The organism is Nocardiopsis sp. KDC1DS13DA1 (assembly GCF_055632325.1).
This window is the reverse complement of the sequence record NZ_JBVMUY010000016.1, coordinates 60,302-80,079: the sequence shown is the minus strand read 5'-3', so window position 1 is coordinate 80,079 and position 19,778 is coordinate 60,302. Positions and strand designations below refer to the sequence as shown.

The following is a 19,778-nucleotide window of genomic DNA, read 5'->3' as shown; positions in this document are numbered from 1 at the left end:
TGAGGGGGAGCGGGGATGCGCATCCAGCTCTCTCGGACACTGCGCCCGGGGCGGTACCGCTGACCGGAACGTGCCAACCGGGGAGGCGCCGGTGACCGGCGGGTGCCGTTGCTGGTATCGCTGGGGAGCGTCGTCCGCGGCCCGACCGGCCCCGTCCGAGAGAGGTCAGCAGGACGCCCGCACGTTCGGACCCGAGCCATGCCCGCCCCGAGGGAGATCCTCCACGGTGACTTCGCGCGACCCCCGACCGACCCCGGCGGCGCGGCCCCTCCCGGCCAGCGGCGTGGTGGTCGGCGTCGACCTGCGCGGCATCCAGTCCTTCGTGTTCAGCGGGCGGCGCATCCTCGACGCGGTCGGGCGCGCGGCCCTGGTCGCGGAGCTGACCGACACCTCCGACACCCGCAACGGCGTCGCCGACCTCCTGCCGCCCGACCACGTCGTCCTGCGCGACGCGGGCGGCGCGCTCACCGTGGTCCTTACCGACCTTCCGGCCGCGCGCGACTTCACCGGCCGCTACACCCGGCGGCTGCGCGACCTCGCCGGTCAGCTCACCCCCGTGGTCGCCCTGGTCCCCTACGGCCGCGCGACCGCGGCAGGCCGGGGCACTCCGGAACCGGCGGGGGTGGACGAGGCCCTCGCGGTCCTGCCCGCGCGGCTGCGGGAGGCGCGGCGCCGCATGTCGGCGCTGCACACCCCCGCCCACGGCTACGGGATCACGGCGGTGTGCGCGGTCAGCGGAGGTCCGGCCGAGGTCGTGGACAGCAGCCGCGCCGAGGACGAAGACGCGGGCGTGCACGAGCGGGTCACGGCCGACGTGGCGCGGGCGCGCGGCGTCGGGCGCCGCTGGCACCGGGCCCTCGGGGACGCGTGGCTGGACGGGGCGGTGACCGCCACCGGATCCCCCGAACTCGCGCTGCCCATGGAGGTGGACCGGCTCGGCCGCGACCACGGGGACGTCAGCCGCCTGGCCGTCGTGCACGTGGACGTCAACGGGTTGGGGGTCATCCTCGGCGACTACCGCGAGCGTGTCGCCGACCCCGCGGTTCCCGGGTCGGGCGCCATGGCCCAGCGGCGCCTGTCCACCCGTATCGCGGGTCTCACCGAGGGGCTGGCCCGCGCCCTGGTGCGCGCGGTGGCCGCCACGGTGCACGCCGAACCGGGACGACGACCGTACATCCCCGGGGTGGGAGCCGCTGGTCCGGTGTCCCTCTTCCAGGATGCGTCCGGCCGGGTCCGGGTGCCGGTGCGCCCGATCGTCGTGGCGGGTGACGACCTCACCGTGCTGTGCGACGCCCGCCTCGCCCTGAGCCTGGCCGGCTACGCCCTGGACTGGCTGGACGCCGACCCCGCGCGGATCGCCGACCCCCGCGATCCCCGGGTGGCACTGCACCGGGTGCTCTCCGACGCGCACGGCGGAGCCCCCGGGGGCGGACGCCCGGTCACCGCGCCCTGCGGCGGCGTCCACACCACGTTCGTGCCCACGGTCGGGGTGGGGATCGCGGTCCAGCCGGTCGGGGCCCCGCTCGCACTGGGCTACGACCTGTGCGAGGCGATGTGCCGCCGCGCCAAGCGGTACCGGGTCGACCGCGCCGAAGCCGACCCCACCGCCCCCGACGACCACGTGATCGCCTGGACCACCCGGTTCGACGGTGTGGAACGCGTCCTGCGCAGCCTCGACCGGGCGGCCCTGGCACCCCGTCCGCGTACCGGGCTCCCGCTGACCGGCTCCGGTTTCACCCGCTTCGTGGACCGCTACCTGTCCGGTGCCCCGGGGAGCCTGCTCGCCGACGGCGACACCCGCCACCGGGGGTGGCTGCTCTCCGCCCTCGTACCGCTCCTGGAGTCGGGCGCCGACCCCGCTCCCGAGCTCGACCGCCGGGCCCGGGTGACCGGCGCCGCCGTCGAACTTCCCCCGGGCTGGACGCCCGAGGGGCTGCTGGACGCGGTCGGGATCATGGACCTGCACCTGGACCCCCGGCTGGCCGAGGCCCTGCCGCCGCACCTGCCCCAACCCCGCGGCCGCCGCGGCGCGGTCCCGACGGTGAAGGGCCCGCCGCGGTGAGCCGCCCCGACCGCGTCACCGTGCACCTGGCCTCACCGGCCCTGTTCGTCGGCGCCAGCGCGGACGGGACGGGCGCGGACACCGACGTGGTCACCGACGACCACGGCCTTCCCTACCTGCCCCGGCACCGCCTCGCCGCCCGCCTGCGGGCCGGAGCGGACAGCGCCCTGACCGTCGCCCCGGAACTGTCCGGAGCCGCCCGCGACGTCCTGGGACGGGAACGGTCCCACGGCGCCGACCGCATGCTCCGCGTGGGCCACGCCGTCCTCGGCGGCGGTGTGCGCGCCGCCGTCGCCCGGGCCCTGGCCGGGCGCGACGAGCCCCTGCGCACCGCTCTGCGCCGGGCGGTCACCGACGCCTACACCACCCTGGAGTCGGGGGTCGAGGTCGGTCCCGACGGCGCCCCGGAATCCGGGCGACTGCGCACCCACCGCGTCCTGTCGCCGGGACTGACCCTCACCGCCGCGCTGACCTGGGCCGAACCACCACAGGAGGAGCACTGGCGGATCCTCGCCCGCGCCTGCCTGGCCACGACCCGGATCGGAGCGAGGGGCGCGCGCGGCCGCGGTCGCGTCGACGTCCGGCTCGCCGGACCCGGCACGGAGGACCCGTGCGCCACCACGCTGCGGCTGGCCGCCCCGGCCGTTCCGGTACCCGGCGGGACGGGGGCGCCCCGGTGACCGACGGCCGCGCTCCCCACAGCGCCTACCTGCCGCTGCGCTACGTCCTCACCGACACCCTGGCCGTGCGCACCTCCCACGACCCGTTGAGCTTCGACTCCGACCACGTCATCAGCGGCCGGGCCCAGCGCGGTATGCTCGCCGCCGCCCTCCGCCGCGCCGGGCGCCACGAGGACCTGGACGCCTGGGTGGCCCGGGGCGACGTCCTGCGCTTCGCCCCCGCCCACCCCCGGCTGGAGCCCGGCGGCGACCCGGCCGCCGGGCGTCTGCACCGCGCGGCCGCCGCCCTTCCGCCGCCCGCCCACCTGTACACCCCGGGCAAGAACGGGGACACCACCGTCGACGTCTTCGGCCCCACCGATCCCGCCACCCCCTACCGTGCGCTCCGCGACCCGGTGACCCCCGACCGCGCACTCCGCGCCCAGGTGCGCACGACCGCCGAACAGTACCTCGGGCGGGCCCGTACGGGGGCGGGCCGCCAGGGCGTCCCCTTCCTCGTCACCACCCTCGACCCGGGCCAGGTCTTCGAGGCCCGCTGGCAGCTGCGGGCCCCCGATCCCGACTCCCTGTACGCCCTCGCCGAACGCGTGGCGGCCGCCCTGGCCGAGGCCGACGGCACCCTGACGCTGGGGGCGGGCGGCACCCGCGCCCACGGCGGTGTCCGCGTCACCCCCGTCGACCCCGACCACCTGCTCTCGCCCGACCGGGTGGACCCTCCGTGCCCCGACCGGTCCTGGTCCGCCCGATCCCCGGTCGACCTCGTCCTGCTCTCGCCCGCGCTCGTGGTGGACGCCTGCGGCCAGCACCGCCCCCAGGCCCTGGTCCCCTCGGTGCTCGACCTGCTGGCCCGGGTCCTGCCCGACACCCGTGCCGAGGTGCTCGCCAGCCACGTGGAGGCCGAGGCGGTCGGTGCCTACCACCGGGGCTACCGGGGGCCGATGGCGCAGCGCTGGGCGGCCCGCCCCGGCTCCGTCGTCCGGTTGCGCCTGGACCGGGACCTGACCACCGGGCGGGCACGGCTGCTGGAGGCGCACACGCTGGGGGAGCGGGCGGTCGACGGACACGGCCAGTTCACCCTCGCCGCCCCGCCGTCCGGGCCGGAGCCCCTCGCCCCCGCGGCCGTGCCGCTGGCGGCGGGGGCCGCCCCCGCCCCTCCCGACCCCGAGGACGACGGCCAGCTGCGCGCCCTCGTCGACGACCTGCTCTGGAACGCCGCCGCCCCACCGGTCCGCGACCACGCCAGAGCGCTCGCCCAGGGGGCGGCGCACCTGCTCACACCGCTCACACCGAGCCTGCTGGGCCGCCTGCGCGAGGTCGTCGTCCACCCCCACCACACCCCCGAAGCCGCCCTGGCCGCTCTCGGGCGCACCCTCGCGGACCGTTCCCGGCGCGACCCGGAGGACGACCCCTCCGGAGCGCGCGGGGTCCTGCGCGACCGAGCCGTGCGCGCCCTGGAACGCGCCCGCCTCGCCCGCCCCGACCGGCCCGGCACCGTCACCGTCCGCGCCTGGCTGGAGGGTCTCTCCGACGGCACCGCCGCCTGGTGGGCCGACAACCGGCCCGACCCCGGCCACGACCCCGCCTACGCCGAGGCCGTCGCCGCCGTGGACCTGACCCTGTCCGACGGTCTCCCGCCGCGGAACCACCCGAGCGGCCTGTCCGAGTCCGCCCTGGCCTGGGAGCGCCGCGCGTCGGCGCGCCTGTGCCTGCTGCTGGTCTCCTCCTGGCTGGCCGAGACCGCCCGCGCCGTGCGCCCCGTGCCCGACGGCGCCCCGCCCCGGGAACGGGGAGGCCGACGGTGAACGCGGGCTCCGTCCCGCCTCCTCCGACCCCGCCCGTACTGGTCTGGGAGGTCACCGCACGCCTGCGCCTGCTCTCCGACACCCATGTCGGCGCCGCCCAGGCCACTCCGCGCCACGCCGCCGAGACCGACGTCGACCTGCATCTGGACCGCGACCCGCGCACCGGGCTGCCGCGCCTGCGCGCCACGACCCTGGCCGGGATCCTGCGGCACGAACTGGTCGGCCGCACCGGTGACCCCGACGGGGTCCGAGCGCTCCTCGGCTCGTCGGAGCCCCGGAGCGGGGTCGGCCAGGAGGTGCCCCCGCCCGTCCCCAGCGCCCTGGACCTGGACGACGCCCCGGCCGAACTGCCGGAGGGGGCCGCGGTCGCGGTCCGCGTGGGCACGCGCGTGAACCCGGCGACCGGGGCCGCCTTCCCCGGGCGGACGTGGCAGTGGGAGGTCCTGCCCGCCGGGACGCTCCTCACCGCGCACCTGCGGCTGGCCGTTCCCGCCCCGGCGGACGAACCCCGGCTGTTGGCGCTGCTCGTCCTGGCCGCCGGAGGTCTCGACGGTGCGGGGGCCGGAGCGAACGTCGGCAGCCGCACCGGGCGCGGGTACGGGGCGGTGCGGGCCGTCCGCTGGTCCGTACGCCGCCACGACCTGTCCGACGAGCGGGGCTGGTTCGCCTACCACGCGCGCACGTGGTCCGAGCGCTGGTCGCGGGACAGCGCGGCGGACGCGGACGCCGCCGACCTGGCGACCGCCCTTGGCGCGGCGCTGGCCGACCGCGGACGCGACGCCGCCGTCGCCGAACTGGCCTCCCGGTCCGCCGTGGCCGACCGCCGGCACCGGGCCGAACTCCACCTGACCCTGGCCGTCGCCGAACGTGCGGCGCCGCCCTCGGGGGACGGGGCCGGGCACGGCCGGAACGGCTCGTGCGACACCGGTCGCCGCGGGCGGGGCCATGTTCCCCCGGCGTGCGCGGGCGGTGACGCCGCACCCCGGGCGGACTCGGAGGATGACCGGGCCGATGCCGGGGGTCAGGCCGCGTCCCGGGGGCACGACACGGGAACGGATCCGCGCCCCGGTCTGCTCATGGTCGGGGACGTGCCCGTCGGCGACCGGATCGGGGAGGTGGACCGCGCCCACCGGTACCGGCCGGCCGTCACCGACCCGGACGGTCCCACGGGCCCCGCGGGTCCCACCACCGCGCGCCTGGTCCCCGTCCTCGGTGACACCGCCCTGTTCTCCCTGTTCAAACGCATCGCCGCCCGTCTGGTGCGCGACACCGCCGAACACCTGGGCGGTCCGTCCCTCCGATGGCGCCGCTGGCACGCCCACTGGTGGGGCGCCGACACCGAACGCGACGCCGGGAGCGGCACCGCCGCCCCCCGCCCCTCCCGTGTACGGCTGCGCTCCGCCCCCGTCCTGTCCGGCGGAGCGCCGCTGACCACCACCCGCCTGACCGTGGACGCCCTGTTCGGCGACGCCGTCGACGGACACCTGTTCACCACCGACCTCCACTGCGGGGGCACCGCCGACGTCGTCCTGGACGCGCGCGACCCCGACGACGCCCTCCTCGGCCTGCTCGCCCTGGTCGTCCGGGAACTGGCCACGATCCCCTTCGAGACCCTCGGCGCGGGCTCCGGAGGCGGCAACGGCCGCCTCACCGCCACCCGCGCCGCCGTCACCGTCCACCCCGGCGACGGCGGCCCACCGCACACGGTCGACCTCCTGTCCGCCGTGTCCGATCCGAACAGCCCCGAGGCGGCCGCCGCCCGCGGCTGGCTCGCCGCCCTGCACGACCGGCTCGCCCCCGACGGGCCGACCGGGGGTGACGGGTGAGCGACCATCCCCCGCAGCCCGCGGGCCTGACCGTCCGCACGCTCACCCCCGAGCAGATCCACGGCGTCCTCAGCGACGTGTTCGCCCGCGCCGCACGGTGCCGCCTCCTGGACACGGGTGCGGACGGTTCCCCCGCGCCGCCGGACCGCCCCCAGTGGCTGCTCGCCGAGCTCGGCGACGTCCGCGTCACCGGCGCCTGCCCCCGCGACCGCTGGTACCGGTCCGACACCCTTTCCGGCACCGCGTCCGGCGCGGCCCCGGCCCCGCCGCCCCTGGACCCGGACACCGACCGCTGGCGGATCCTGGAGGTCCTGGTCTTCGGCCCCCGCGCGCAGATCCGCATCGGTGAGGGCGCCGAGGCGGGCTGGATCAGTGCCGACGCCCCCGGTGAGCTCCCGGCGCAGCTGCGTCCGCGCGACCGTTCGTTCCTGCTCCAGGGCTGGAACGGGTCCGGGCACAGCCGTACCGTGGACACCCGCGCGCCCCTGTCCGTGACCACCGAACCCGGTGGCGCCGAGGCCGTGCTCCCCGTGGAGTGGACCGACTTCACCGGCCGCCACCGGCCCGCCCCGGGCGGACGCACGGCCCTGGAGAGCCGGGGCACCTGGCTGACCGTCCGGGAGTACTGGGCGAGCGACCCCGCCACCGGTGCCGTCGGGGTCGCCTTCCACCGTCTCACCGGCCTGTCCGCCGGGCCCAAACCCACGGGGCCGGAGATCGACGTCGGTTCCGGGGACGAGATCACGGGGACGGCGCGCTGATGGGCGCGCCGCACGGGTCCGCCGCGTGCGGTGGCGGCGGAGGGAGCGGCCAACCCCCGCCGCGCGGGGCGGGGCCCTACCACGCCACGGCCCCCTACGGCCTCGTGCGGTTGGCCGACACCCCCATGCCCGCCGCCGACCTGCACGCGGGGCTGGCCACCGACGAACTCCTGCGCAGCCACGACCGGACCGTCGAGGGCACCCACTCGGGCTGGATCGAACTGACCCTGACCACCCTCACCCCCACGTTCGTCGGACAGACCCTCGACCGGGGCGCGGTCAACGTCTCCACCCGCTTCCCGCACGGCGACGGCACCCTCCCGGCCATCCCCGGGCCGACCCTGCGCGGTCTGGTACGCAACACCGTGCGCATGTTCACCAGCGGTGAGACCGGGCCGGTCAACACCCCCATGCTGTTCTTCCGCGCCCCCGTGCGCATCGACCCCGACAGCGCCGACAGCACCCTGTCCACCCGGGCCCGCCAGGTCATGTCCCACCAGCACGCCCACTACCGCAAACGCCGCGCCGGCCTGCGCACCAAGCAGGGGTTCCTCTTCCGCTCCCCGGTCGAGGACCGGTGGTACGTCGTCGAGGTCCCGGCCACACCGATCACCGCCGAGGCCGGGCAGGCGCTGCGGGTCTCCTTCGACGTTCTCCGACAGAGTCTGCGGACCTGGGACTTCGGGGTGTCGGACTTCCCCGACCCGCCTCGCTCGGGCACCTACGTCCCCACCGCGCACGACCAGCACGGCCGGCTCCAGTACCGCTGGGTGCACGCGGTCCACCTGCCGGGGGAGCGGCGCGTCGCCGCTGTGGCCCCCACCGCGCACGAGGCCCGGCGCTACCTCGACTCCCGCTCCCCGCACCCGGTGGGCGGCGACCGGGGCGGGACCGTTCCCTGCCTGACCGTCCTGACCGGTGTCGCCGCGGGGGAGCGCCGCAACGCCTACCTCTTCCCCCGGCCGCCGGACCTGCGCGGCGGACGGACCCCGGTGCCCGACGCCATGGTGGCCCTCTTCGAGTCGGCCGAGCAGATCACCGGTTACCAGCGCGTGGCCTTCCCCGACGGCCTGGGCGTGGGCACCGGGGCCCCCGGCCGGCCCCCGGTGGCCGGGGCCAGCGGCGGAGGGCTGCCCCGCAACGGCCTCGAACCGGTCTGGTACGATGTCGACCTGTCCGGTGCCGTCGTCTCCTTCGGCCGGTCGGGCGGTTACCGGATCGCGGTCAGCGACGACAACCCGGTCCGCCGCGCCGTGCCCGCCCCCGTCCTGGGGCCCCAGCACGGCGACCCCGACCGCGCCGCCCGGGCGGGTCGGCCCGTGGACGTGTGCCGTGCCCTGTTCGGCGACACCGACACCTTCGCCGGTGAGTCCGGCGCCTCGAAGGGCCGGGTGTCCTTCGGACACGCGCTCAGCACCGACCCCGACCCGGACTACCCCGACGGTGCCGCGCTGCGCGTGCGCCTGCTCTCCCCGCAGCGCGGCTGTTTCGCCAACTACCTCGTCCAGGGCCCCGACTCGGCCTCGGGGGACCGGCCCGACATCGTCACCTGGTCGCACGAGGGCCGCGTCCGACTCGGGGGGTACAAGACCTACCTGCACCGGCACCGCTCCGACCTGGGCCGCCCGGTGCGCTACGACGCCCGCGCCCAGGAGGAGCTGGGCCTCACGGTCCTGACCCGGGACTGTCGGGCCGGGCCGGTCCGCGAGACCCAGCGCGACGTCGTTCCGGTGCGCGACGGGCTCACGTTCCGCTCGCGACTGACCTTCACCAACCTCACCGACGGGGAGCTCGGAGCACTGCTGCGCGCCCTGCTGCTCGACAACCCCGCCGACGGGGGCGATCCCGCCGACCCGGCCCACGCGCACAAGATCGGTATGGGCAAGTCACTGGGGATGGGGAGCGTGCACCTGCGTCCGGAGCTGTACCTGGTCGACCGGAGGGCGCGGGCGGTCTCGCTCGACCCGGCCGCCGGGGTCACCCGTGCCGGACCGGAGCGGGTCCAGGGGTTCCTGGACGCGTTCGGCGCGGCGCTGGCGGCCCGCAGGCTGCCCGGTGAGCCGCGTCCCGAACGGTGGCGCGAGGTCGACCAGGCCGTGGACGTGTGCCTGGCCAGCCGGTGGCGCGACCGCCTGCCGTGGGAGCACACGGCGGTGATGTCGCTGCGTGAGTTCGCCGAGTACCCCGTCCTGCCTCCGCTGACCGTCCGGTTCGGTGCGGTCGGGCACCGGGACGGGACGCGGTGAACGGTTCCCGGGTCACCGGAGGCGGTCGGTGCCGTCCGCCGTCACCGCCCGGCACGCCCTCACCCCCCGATCGTCTCGGCCAGCGCCTCCAACAGGTCGGCCCGCAGGTCGGGGTCGTCCTGGGCGCCGGACCAGCGCCCGGGCACCCCGGAGCCCTCCTCCAGCAGCGCGCGCAGCAGGCCGTCCAGGGCGCCGGGCGGGTCGGCGTCGAACACGGCGCGCTCGGCCTGGGCGCGCCCGGCCAGTTCCCGGCCGGCCTCCTCCAGCCAGCTCCGCTCCGCCGGGGTGAGCACCTCGCGGCGGCCGGTGGCGTCCTCCGCGTCGACGGGGGAGTCGGGTACGGGGGAGTAGGGGGCGCTGCGGGCGCGGCCCCGCGCGCTCTGCACGAGGCGGAAGTGGACGGGCATGTCCACCGCCATGCGCCCCAGGACCCCGGTGAGGCGGCGGGCGACGTCCTCACCGCTCAGCCCGGGCAGGACCTGGCGCAGGTGCAGCCGACGCCGCTGGTCCGGGGTGCGGCCCCGGTCCGCGTCGCGTCCGGCGGCCAGTTCGGCGAGCTTGCGCAGCAGGTAGTCACCGGTCGCGGTGGACACCAGCGGTGGTTCCTTGGCTCCGGTGACCGAGCGGCCGTGCAGGTCGGCGACGGGCACGGCGCTGCCGTCCTCGGTGAAGGAGACGGTGTCGCCCGGGTGGATGTCCTCGGGCAGGTCGGCGGCGGGGTTGCCCCACCCCGCGGTCAGCACCAGCAGCGCCAGCGCCTCCTGGTCGATCACGTCGGCGGCCACCCGGGCGACGTCGCGGCGCTGCGCCCAGCGACGGGGGCGTTCGGAGAAGGCGCACCGGTCCCGCCCGTCCGCCGACGGCTGCGGGTAGACGCGGCGCAGGTTCTTGTACGAGCGGTCGCGGCGCACGTCGTCCAGGGCGTCGCGCAGCCGGTGGGCGGCGGTGCGGTCGACGCCGGAGGCCGTGGGCACGGCGCGTGCCATGCGCACGGCGATGACACCGGCCGGGTCACCGCCGTGCACCGGGCACGGGCAGTGCTCGGCGCACAGGTCGATGTAGTCACAGAACTGCTCGGAGTGACCGGCGCAGCCCTGCGCGGTTCCGTCGGCGGAGCAGGGCCCGCACCCCACCACGCGGGTGAACGCGCGCAGGAAGGCGGCGGAGCCGAACAGCTCCCAGGCGGAGCAGTGGTGCGTGCTCACGAACTCTTCTCCCCGGGTGGTCCGGGGCCGGGTCGCTCTCCCAGCCCTCCGGGAAAGCGTGTGTCAGAGTCGGTGAGGCCGTGGCTGACACCCCCGCGTCAACGGGAGGTCTGACCACAAAGTAAGGCGGTTTCGCGTGGAGTGTCAATGGTCGGGCCCGGTCCCGAAGGCCCCTCTCCGCCACCCCGGCTCATATACCGGTCACCAGTCCCATCCGTCACATGTCCGGTCGCGTCGGAACGTCCCCGCAGGGCGCGCCGGTGTGTCCGAGAGAGTGCGGTGAACGCCCCGACCGGGGTGCGACACGGCCTCCGCGACCGGGCTGGGGCCGTCGCGGAGCGAGAGGAACGGAGGTCGCCGGATGTCGGTGGTCAATCTGACGCCGCATGTGGTGACAGTCGTCGACGAGCGTTCACGCGTGATCCGGAGCTGGCCCCGGGCGGAGCGCCCGGCGCGCGTGGAGGCCGTCCGCGTGCCGATCCCCGGGGCGGACGGCGTACCCGCGGGGGTGCCCCTCGTGGCGGAGCGGCGTACCCGCGCCGACCTGCCCGAACCGCGGGAGGGGGTGTGGTTCATCGTCTCCTCGGTCGTCGGCTCGGCCCACCCCGAGCGCCATGACCTGCTCGTCCCCTCCGACCTCGTCCGGGACGGGCGCGGAGTGGTCACCGCCTGCCGGTCGTTCGTCGTCAGCGGTTCACCGGTGCCCGCGCGGGCGGAGCTGGCGGTCCGGTGAGAGCCCGTCCGCACCGTCGCTCCCCGGCGCCGTGTGTTCTTCCCGAACCGCGTCCCGTCACCGTTCCCTGGAGGATCGGACCCGCCTGGTCTAGCGTGGAGGTCCCAGGAGCACCCGTCGGAGAAGGACGTCGTGGACACTCCCCGTACCGCTGTCGTCCTCGTGGGCCGCAACCCCACTCCCGCGCTCCTGTCCTGCCTCACCCTCCCCGCCGACCACCTCGTCCTGCTGTGCAGCGACGGGACGCGGTCGACCGCCCTGCGGGTCGCGGCCGCCGTCGGGCGGATCGCCGCCCCCGCCTCCGTCCGGGCCCTGAGTGTGGGGCCCGACCCCCACGACTTCTCCGCCGTCACCGCAACCCTCGCCGCGCTTCACCGGGACCGCGGCGGGCGGCCCTGGTTCCTCGACTACACCGGCGGTACCAAGGTGATGAGCGTGGCCGCCGCCCTCTTCCACGAACACGCCCTCCCCCGCTCCGGCCGCTGGCGCCACTACCTCGACGCCGCGGGCGACGTCCTGCGCACCGCCGACACCGCCCGCCCCGGACTGCCCCTCTCCACCGCCGGTGTCGACCTGCGCACCCTGGCCGGGGTCCACGGCGCCCGCTGGCTCCACGACCGCGACCCCGAACCCGTCCGCCTCTTCACCCAGGGCGGCGCACAGGCGCTCATGGCCCGCTACCCGGACATGTCCCCGTCCGTCCGCCGCGGGGTGGTCGCCGAGGGGCGCGTCCTGTCCCACCTGCGACGACACCTGCGGCGTCAGCCCGAAACCGAGGTCCTGGGCGCCCGGCAGGTCGCCGACCCCGTCCGCCCCACCGGCTCCGTCGCCGACTTCGACGCCGTGGTCCGCCACCGCCACCGGGTCCTGTGCGTGGAGGCCAAGACCAGGCCCGGCGACGTCGTCGCCCGCGCCGGGTGGACCGTCGCCAAGGCCCGCCGGGTCTTCGGCGCCGCCGCCCAGGTCCTGTTCGTCTACACCGGCCCCGTCGTCCCCGGGCTGCGCGAGAGCATCACCGACTACAACCCCGCCCTCTCCGCCCGGCTCGTCCACGTGTGGAACCTCGACGACCTGCTGCGGCGGCTCACCTCCTTCGACGACCTGCGCAAGGCGTTCTTCCCCACCCCGCGCGGCCGCGCGGGGTGGGGGCTGGCGCGGGACGATCCCGCCCACCCCACCGCGTCGCCAGACGCGCCCCCTCCACCCCGCCACCCCGGACCGGAGGAGCGCCCCGTCCTGGTCACCTCCCTGGGCGGCAGCCGACTGGGCACCCTGACCGCCGTCCACGCCCACCGGCCGGCCCGCGCCCTGGTACTGCCCTCGGCGCAGAGCCTGCGCGACCGCGTGCGCGTGTCCGCCGCGCGCGCCCTGCACGCGGCCGAACACCCCGGGGCGGCGCCCGCCGACCCCGACCACCTGAAGGAGACGGGGTACCGCGACCGGGTGCGCCTGACCTCCGACCCGGTCGACGGTTCCGACGCCGAGGCGGTCGCCGCGATCGCCCACGACTGGATCGCCAAGGAGACCGCCGACACCGTCCCCGCGCCCCCGGTGGTCGTCGACATCACCACCGGCACCAAGGCGATGAGTCTCGGGCTGGCCCTGGCCGCCCTTCGCTCCGGCGCGTGCGTCACCTACCAGCTGCCCGCCGACCGCGCGGTGGTGTGCCGCACCCACGGGGTGCTGCCGCTCACCGGCCGTGCCGCCGTCGACTGGCCCCTCGTCCTGCCCGGGTACGTCCCGCTCGACGGGCCGCTCACCACCCGCGCCTGCCGGGCGGCGCGCGGCCAGGTGGACACGCTCCTGGTCGACGCGGCGCGGGCGGCGCTCGTGCGCGCCGCCAGCGGTGCGGTGGGGGTGTGGATGGACGCCACGCTCACCGACCCGCAGGCCTGCCTGACCGCGCAGGAGCGGCCGAGCCTGGTGCTCACCTTCGACGACCGCGCGGTCGGCCTGGCCGCGCCCGCCTGGCGGCGGCGCCGCGCGCACGACGGCCGGTCGCACGGGGTCACGCCGGGCGGGTGGGCGCAGAGCGTGTTCGCGGCCACCGTGCACCTCCAGCTGCGGTGCGACGTGGCGGGTGCGGTGGTGGCGCTGACCCGGCCGGGCGGGGACGTGGGGCGGGCCCGTGAGCTCGTGGCCTGGATCGCGCACGCCGATCCGGGGGAGGACGGCGGGGACGTCGGCCTGGCGTTCGGGGAGCCGCTGTGCCCGGTGGTCGTCACGGCGTCGCCCGACGCGCTGCCGCCGCTGTTCGACACCGACGTCAGCCGCCTGTGAGCCCGGGCGCCGTGTGGCCGGATCCGGTCATCCGGGAGTGTTCGGCCGCTGTGCGCGATAGGAAGTCCACGGATGCGCGCCACAGTGGGCGCGGTGTTCTCTCCGGTACGAAGGGCGGGGCCGCACGATGAGCCGCTGGTTCGTCTTCGTGGTCGTCTCCGCGGCCCTTTTCCTGTGCGGCTCGGCGCTGCACCAGCGCCATGACGGATACGAGCTGCGCGTGGCCCTGGCCGTGCTCATGCTCGGATCGCTCGTCGTCGTGCTGTCGTCGCCCAGGTCTCACCCTGTCCCGGATCCCGGGGGATGGTTTCTTCCCGTCCTCATGTTCGTCTGCGTGGTCCCGCTCTACGGTGGCTACCTCGTGGAGATGACCGCCACGGGTGCGTCGGCCGGGGTGTGGGTGCTGCTGCTCTCCGGCGCGGCCGCCGCCGGGTACGGCTTCCTCGTCCGGGTTCGGGAGGCGGTCTCGACCCGGCGGAAGGGACTGGTGCAGGGTGAATCCGACGGCCGGTGAGAGCTTTCTCGGGGTTCCCCTGTACCTGCTCCTTCCGTCGAACTGTTCGTTGCACCTCCTGGTGGCGGCGCATCTGTACGACGCCTACGCCCGCGAGGGGCGCACGGTCAGCCTCGTCCTGTTCGCGGTGATGCTCGTACTGGTCGTTGCGCAGTTGTCGACCGGGTTGACCTCCGCGCGCGTCCGCCCGACCGCGCCGGGGCCCCTGTCCCTGCTGGCCGGGTCGACGTACTTCCTGTTCGTGGCCGCCCTGGGGGTGTTCGTCGCCTTCCCGGCGATGGTGGGGCCCGCGAGCGCCCTGTCGCCGGTGATCGGGTGTATCGGGGCTCTCTTCCTCGCCCTGGCCGCCTACCGCCTGGGGATGTGTCTGCGCGGTCGCGGGAGTCACCGGAAACCGACCCCGCCGACGCCCGGCGCCGGGGTCGGCTGACATGGGGATGCTGATCAACGTGTTGGCGTTGGTCGTGGCGGTCGCAACACTGGTGTATTCGATCGTGGCCATGAAGACGGGTCCTCCGCCGAGGATCCTCACGGTTTCGCTGCTCGTGCTCGCGCCTCCACGCTCGCGGTGCCCCTGCTGCGGCTCTACGGCGTGTATCCCCCCAGAGCGCTGAGGGGCCTTTGCGGCGCTTCCTTCCGCCCCCTGTGTCGGGCGTCACGACCCCCCGGTGGATATTTCTCGCAACCGGAACCGGGTTCGGTCCGTCCCATCCCCCGTGCGCCGGTACGGAGGACACCGAACGGCGCGCCACGGAGCTGAGCATCGCCGCGTCGAGTCCGACGCGTGGACAGAACGGAGCCGCGGGTGCGGTGGGGAGTCCCGGCCTTGGGTGCCGGAACGGTGGCGGCGGTGACCGCCCTGGTCTCGGGGTGCGTCCCGACGGGGAACGGGCCGGAGGCGGCGGAGACGGAGAGCGTCACGGCCGCCTTCGCCGGTCAGGAGATCGACTGGTCGGCCTGCTACGGCGAGGAACAGGTGGACGAACTCGTCGAGTGGGGCTCGGAGCCCGACTGGGTCGAGGCCCTGGAGTGCGGAACGGTCACCGTCCCGCTCGACTACGACGAGCCCGGCGGTGAGACCCTCGACCTCGCCGTGGTCCGGGCTCCGGCGCGGGGAGACGCCGACCAGCGCGTCGGGTCGTTGGTGGTCAACCCGGGCGGCCCCGGCGTGACCGGGCTCGACATGCTGGACTACCCGCTGTTCTCCGACCAGATCCGGTCCTCCTTCGACCTGGTCTCCTTCGACCCGCGCGGCGTGGGGGAGAGCGGCGGCTTCGCCTGCGGGAACTGGAACGCCATGGTCGAGGCCCGACAGGGGTTCGGGGACACCGACCCCGCCGACCTGACCGAAGCGGACCTCCAGCCCCTGGCGGAGACCGCCCGGACCTATGCGGACGACTGCGTCGACACGGTGGGCGAGGAGTTCCTCGCCCACATCGGCACGGTCAACGTCGTCCGCGACCTCGACACGCTGCGTGACGCCCTGGGCGACGAGCGGCTGACCTACGTCGGCTACTCCTACGGCACCTACATCGGCGCGCTCTACGCCGAGATGTTCCCGGAGCACGCCCGGGCCCTGGTCCTGGACGGCGCCGTGGAGACCGACCGGCCCAACGCCGAGGTCGCCTACGACCAGGCTCTCGGCTTCCAGGGGACGTGGGAGCTGTTCGCCGGGGACTGTGCTGCCACCAGGGACGCCTGCCCGTTCACCGGGTCCGACGACGCCGACGCGGCGATGGCGGACATCATGGCCGCGCTCGACCGGGAGGCACCCGTGGTGGAGGGCGTCACGGTCGACGGCGCCACCCTGGTCTCGATGATCGGCATGGAGCTGTACTACGAGGAGAGCTGGGGCTACCTCGCCGACCTGCTCATGGCGATCGACGGCGGCGACGCCGAGAACACCGGGTACTACCTCGACTACCTGTACGAGAACACCTACGGCCTCTACGAGGACGAGGAGCCCGTGCAGCCCAAGCCCGGTGAGGAGGAGTTGGACACCGAGGCCGCGCTGACCGCGATCAACTGCGCCGACCGGAACGATCCGACGGACATCCTCGCCTACCGGGACGCCGTGGACCGGGCGGGCGACGCGTCACCGCTGTTCGGCGCCGACCTGGTGTGGGACCAGTTGCCCTGCGCGTACTGGCCGGACACCGAGGAGGCGCCGACCGGCTTCACCGCCTCCGGCGCCCCGCCCGTGGTGGTCATCGGCACCGTCGGCGACCCGGCCACCCCGTACGCCTGGGCCGAGGAGCTGGCCGGTCAGCTGGAGACCGCGACCCTGGTGACCTACGAGGGCGCCGGGCACACGCTGTACGGCAACGACAAGAGCGGGTGCGTGGACGACCCGGTGGACGCCTACCTGCTCACCGGCGAGGAACCCGAGGCGGACCTGTCCTGCCCCGGCGTCCGTTAGGCACCGCCCTTCGGGGTCGGCCGGGTCCGGCCCCGAAGGCCTCCCCGGGTGAGGTCGTCGCCATCCGCATGGAGGACGGGACCACGGTGGTCGTCGGCACCCCCGTGGGCCCGCGGAGCCCGGACGCCGACGGGACTGACGCGGACCCGCCGCCATCGAATCCCTCCGTCACGGACTGGATGCAGGGGACCGGAACCGTGGTGGCGGGCGCGGGTGTCCTCGCGAGCGGTTCCCTCTGGCTGTTCGAGAAGGCGCGCAAGCGCACCCGGAACAGGCGCCGGGCGCGTTCCTGACACCGACGTGCCCTATCCGGGCGCGGCCCGGCCGCGGCCGTCGCGCCGACTCCCGGCGCGGGCTCCGTCGGCCAGCACGCTGCTCACCCTCCTCAGATAGGCGGAGTACTGGCGCGTGGCCATCCTGCTGAGCCGCCGTCGCCCCAGCAGTCCTGGCGGACGCATCCGCATCACGACCTCCAGGCCCGACACGAACGAGGCCGTCGCGGCGGGGGGCCGCCGGGCGCGCTCGTACCCGCGCAACGCGGCACCCGGGTCGGCGGCCGCGCCCGGCGCCCCGAGCGCTTCCGTGAGCGCCCACGCGTCCTCCAACGCCTGATTGGCGCCTTGCGCGGTGGACGGCGGGAAGGCGTGCGCGGCGTCGCCGAGCAGCGTGGCGCCGCGCACGCCCCACACCTTGGGAACCCGGTGCTTGACGTGCGGGAACATCGCCAGGTCAGCATCGTCGGCGTGTTCCAGGATCGTGCGCACGTCCGGGTCGCGCCACCCGTCGAACCTCTCCCGCAGCATCGCGGCCGGGGACGGGGACGGGGGCGCCGGGTCGCCGGGGGCGCGCCGCACGTCGAACCACCACTGCACCAGCCCGTCACCGGCGGGCATCACGCCGCACATGCCCTCGCGGCCGACCGCGGTGAAGGCGGTGGTGCCCCGAGCCAGTGCGATCGGCACCGGGGTCAGCGCCTGCCAGCTCACCCAGCCCGACGGCCGCGCCGGATCCGAGCCCCACAGGACCCGGCGCGGCACCGAGCGGACCCCGTCAGCGCCCACCACCACGTCCCCTTCGGCACCGGATCCGTCGGCGAAGACGGCGCTCGGTCGTTCGCCCGCACGCACGTCCACGCACTCTCGTCCGAATCGGACGGTCCCTTCGGGCAGGCCCTCGGCCAGCAGTTCCAGCAGGGAACGCCGGGGGACGGTTCGGCACTCCCGTCCGAACCGGTCGCTGACAGCGGCCAGGTCGACGGTGAGCCGTACCCGCCCGGCGGGATCGCGCGACTCCAGACCCGTCAGACGCCGACCGATCCGAGTGACGTCAACGCCCAGCGCGGCCAGCGCGGCGGTGCCGTTGCTGTAGATGCCCAGGCCGCCGCCACCGGTCCGCAGTTCCTCGCCGCGTTCGTACACCTCGACCTGGATTCCGTTCGCCAGGAGTCCGCGCGCGACGGCCAGACCTCCCACACCGGCACCGATGATGACAGCTCGCACAAGCTCCACCCCGTCCCTCGTCCGTCTGGGTCCGACGTTACGAACGGGGGCGCGGAACCCGGATCCGGGGTGCCCTTGGTGCGGGTTCCTGGGTGAGCCCCGAGGGGCCTGTCGCCCCCGCTACCCCTGGTGGATGATCTGGATCAGGTTGCCGCAGGTGTCGTCGAACACCGCCGTGGTGACCGGGCCCATCTCCACGGGCTCCTGGGTGAACCGCACACCCAGGTCCCGAAGCCGAGCGAACTCCGCGTGGACGTCGTCGACGGCGAACTGCGTGTAGGGGATGCCGTCCGCGACCAGGGCCTCCCGGAAGGGCTTGACCGCGGGGTGGCCGCTGGGTTCGAGGAGCAGTTCGGTGCCGTCCCGGTCCTCGGGGGACACGACCGTCAGCCAGCGATCCTCACCGAGCGGGACCTCCTGCTTCTTCACGAAGCCCAGCACCTGGGTGTAGAAGCGCAGGGCCTTGTCCTGGTCGTCCACGAAAACGCTGGACAGGTCGATCCTCATGAGTCCTCCGGTGGTGTGTCGCGCCTGATCCACCGCTCGGCGATGTGCTCCAGCGGAGCCGTGTTCAGGTCGTGGAACTTGTTGCGCCCCTCGCGTCGGCTCTCGACGAGTCCCGCCGCCTCCAGCACGGCGAGGTGCTGGGAGATCGCCTGACGGGACATGGTGATCTGGTGCTTCATGGTCAGGCGCGAGCAGATCTCGAACAGCGTCTGCCCCCGCCGCTCGGCGAGTTCGTCGAGGATCGTCCTGCGAGTGGGATCGGCCAAGGCTTTGAAGACGTCGTCGGCCATGCCGCCACTATAGGCAAGTATTCACTTGCATATCAAGTTCTGAAATGGGGTGTCATGGTCGATGTATGGGTTTGGCGAGTGTCCTCGGCCACGGCCGCGGCGGCACGGACGAGCGCCGCCGTGGCCGTCGAACGGGACTGCTGGGGCCAGGCGATGACCAGGACCACCGGCGGTGCGTCCGAGACCGGCCGACAGACGACCCCCGGGCGGGGGTAGCGGGCGGCGACGGAGGCGGGCAGCAGGGGGGTGGCCTCGCCCAGCCCGACGAGCGCGAGCAACTGGGCGAGGTCGCGGGCCCTGCCGCGGGTCTGGTCGAGGTGGCGGTGCAGATCCCCGGGACGCAGACCGAGGTCGGCCAGGGTGAGGTGGCCCCGGGCGGCGAGCGGGCTGGTCGCGGCGAGGGCGGCGACGCGTGGTTCGACCGCCACCGCCTCGGTGTCCAGGCCGGTGCGGTCGAAGGGCTCGTGGACCAGGGCCGCGTCGGCCTCGCCCCGGCGCAGCAGACGTGGCTGTTCGCCCCAGCCGCACAGCCGGACGCTGACCGGTAGGGCGGCCGGTTCGGAGGCGAACCGCGCCAGGATCGGTTCCAACAGCCCCGCGTCCCCGTCGGCCTTGACGGCCAGCACCAGTTTCGCTTCCTTCTCGGCAGCGCGCTGGGCCCGCCTCTCGGCGGCCCGCAGGGCGTCCAGCGCGATCCTCGCCTCCGCGAGGAGCACCGTTCCGGCCGGGGTCAACGTCACGTCGTGGGTGGTCCGCTCGAAGAGGGTGACGCCCATCTCGGTCTCCAGGCGGCGTATCGCGCGGGAGAGGGGCGGCGGGGAGATCCCCAGCCGTTCGGCGGCACGGGTGAAGTTGAGCTCCTCGGCGACGGCGACGAAGTAGCGCAGCGGGCGGGATTCCACGGTCTCCCCCTCGGTTCGGTATGACCCTGAGGGTAACGAGCGCGAGCGGATC

General features: G+C 75.3%; 16 protein-coding genes. 11 read left to right on the top strand and 5 right to left on the bottom strand.

Going from position 1 to position 19,778, the window contains the following annotated elements; translation table 11 throughout:
- Positions 1-226: 226 nt before the first annotated feature.
- Genes ACTVAJ_RS11585 through ACTVAJ_RS11560 form a run of 6 tightly spaced genes read left to right on the top strand, consistent with a single transcriptional unit; the run spans position 227 to position 9,377 of the window.
- Positions 227-2,062: a hypothetical protein gene (locus ACTVAJ_RS11585; protein WP_470388121.1), complete on the top strand. Its 1,836-nt coding sequence runs from the start codon at positions 227-229 to the stop codon at positions 2,060-2,062.
- Positions 2,059-2,742, top strand: coding sequence for a hypothetical protein (locus tag ACTVAJ_RS11580; protein ID WP_470388120.1), 684 nt, complete (start codon positions 2,059-2,061; stop codon positions 2,740-2,742). The genes ACTVAJ_RS11585 and ACTVAJ_RS11580 overlap by 4 nt, the downstream gene beginning before the upstream one ends.
- Positions 2,739-4,544, top strand: coding sequence for a hypothetical protein (locus ACTVAJ_RS11575; protein WP_470388173.1), 1,806 nt, complete (start codon positions 2,739-2,741; stop codon positions 4,542-4,544). Before ACTVAJ_RS11580 ends, ACTVAJ_RS11575 begins: the two co-directional genes overlap by 4 nt.
- On the top strand, positions 4,541-6,370 hold the full coding sequence (locus ACTVAJ_RS11570; RefSeq protein ID WP_470388119.1) for an RAMP superfamily CRISPR-associated protein: 1,830 nt from the start codon (positions 4,541-4,543) through the stop codon (positions 6,368-6,370). Before ACTVAJ_RS11575 ends, ACTVAJ_RS11570 begins: the two co-directional genes overlap by 4 nt.
- Positions 6,367-7,131 (top strand): hypothetical protein, encoded by a 765-nt coding sequence (locus ACTVAJ_RS11565; RefSeq protein WP_470388118.1) that lies wholly within the window; start codon positions 6,367-6,369, stop codon positions 7,129-7,131. The genes ACTVAJ_RS11570 and ACTVAJ_RS11565 overlap by 4 nt, the downstream gene beginning before the upstream one ends.
- Complete coding sequence (locus ACTVAJ_RS11560; RefSeq protein ID WP_470388117.1) at positions 7,131-9,377, top strand: TIGR03986 family type III CRISPR-associated RAMP protein; 2,247 nt, start codon at positions 7,131-7,133, stop codon at positions 9,375-9,377. Before ACTVAJ_RS11565 ends, ACTVAJ_RS11560 begins: the two co-directional genes overlap by 1 nt.
- A 59-nt stretch (positions 9,378-9,436) precedes the next feature.
- Here the strand turns inward: ACTVAJ_RS11560 and ACTVAJ_RS11555 are convergent, their stop codons facing one another.
- Positions 9,437-10,582 carry a hypothetical protein gene (locus tag ACTVAJ_RS11555; protein ID WP_470388116.1) on the bottom strand — a complete coding sequence of 382 codons (1,146 nt, stop codon included), beginning with the start codon at positions 10,580-10,582 and terminating at the stop codon, positions 9,437-9,439.
- A gap of 361 nt (positions 10,583-10,943) precedes the next feature.
- Between ACTVAJ_RS11555 and ACTVAJ_RS11550 the strand changes: the two genes are divergently transcribed.
- The 5 genes from ACTVAJ_RS11550 to ACTVAJ_RS11530 all read left to right on the top strand — a co-directional run bounded on the left by ACTVAJ_RS11550 (position 10,944) and on the right by ACTVAJ_RS11530 (position 16,528).
- The gene (locus ACTVAJ_RS11550) at positions 10,944-11,315 is read left to right on the top strand and encodes a hypothetical protein (protein ID WP_470388115.1); all 372 of its coding nucleotides are present in this window, start codon (positions 10,944-10,946) and stop codon (positions 11,313-11,315) included.
- A gap of 132 nt (positions 11,316-11,447) precedes the next feature.
- Positions 11,448-13,595 (top strand): PDDEXK family nuclease, encoded by a 2,148-nt coding sequence (locus ACTVAJ_RS11545; protein ID WP_470388114.1) that lies wholly within the window; start codon positions 11,448-11,450, stop codon positions 13,593-13,595.
- Positions 13,596-13,722: 127 nt separating this feature from the next.
- Entirely contained in the window at positions 13,723-14,109 is a 387-nt protein-coding gene (locus ACTVAJ_RS11540) for a hypothetical protein (protein ID WP_470388113.1), read from the top strand.
- A gap of 61 nt (positions 14,110-14,170) precedes the next feature.
- On the top strand, positions 14,171-14,539 hold the full coding sequence (locus ACTVAJ_RS11535) for a hypothetical protein (RefSeq protein WP_470388112.1): 369 nt from the start codon (positions 14,171-14,173) through the stop codon (positions 14,537-14,539).
- 396 nt (positions 14,540-14,935) lie between these two features.
- Positions 14,936-16,528, top strand: coding sequence for an alpha/beta hydrolase (locus ACTVAJ_RS11530; protein ID WP_470388111.1), 1,593 nt, complete (start codon positions 14,936-14,938; stop codon positions 16,526-16,528).
- A gap of 305 nt (positions 16,529-16,833) precedes the next feature.
- Here ACTVAJ_RS11530 and ACTVAJ_RS11525 read toward each other — a convergent pair whose 3' ends face one another.
- The 4 genes from ACTVAJ_RS11525 to ACTVAJ_RS11510 form a co-directional block, all read right to left on the bottom strand.
- Positions 16,834-18,027: an FAD-dependent monooxygenase gene (locus ACTVAJ_RS11525; protein WP_470388110.1), complete on the bottom strand. Its 1,194-nt coding sequence runs from the start codon at positions 18,025-18,027 to the stop codon at positions 16,834-16,836.
- A 120-nt stretch (positions 18,028-18,147) separates the two neighbouring features.
- Positions 18,148-18,534, bottom strand: coding sequence for a VOC family protein (locus tag ACTVAJ_RS11520; RefSeq protein ID WP_470388109.1), 387 nt, complete (start codon positions 18,532-18,534; stop codon positions 18,148-18,150).
- Positions 18,531-18,824, bottom strand: a complete 294-nt coding sequence (locus tag ACTVAJ_RS11515; RefSeq protein WP_470388108.1) for an ArsR/SmtB family transcription factor — start codon at positions 18,822-18,824, stop codon at positions 18,531-18,533. Before ACTVAJ_RS11515 ends, ACTVAJ_RS11520 begins: the two co-directional genes overlap by 4 nt.
- A 32-nt stretch (positions 18,825-18,856) precedes the next feature.
- Complete coding sequence (locus ACTVAJ_RS11510; protein ID WP_470388107.1) at positions 18,857-19,726, bottom strand: LysR family transcriptional regulator; 870 nt, start codon at positions 19,724-19,726, stop codon at positions 18,857-18,859.
- Positions 19,727-19,778: the final 52 nt, after the last annotated feature.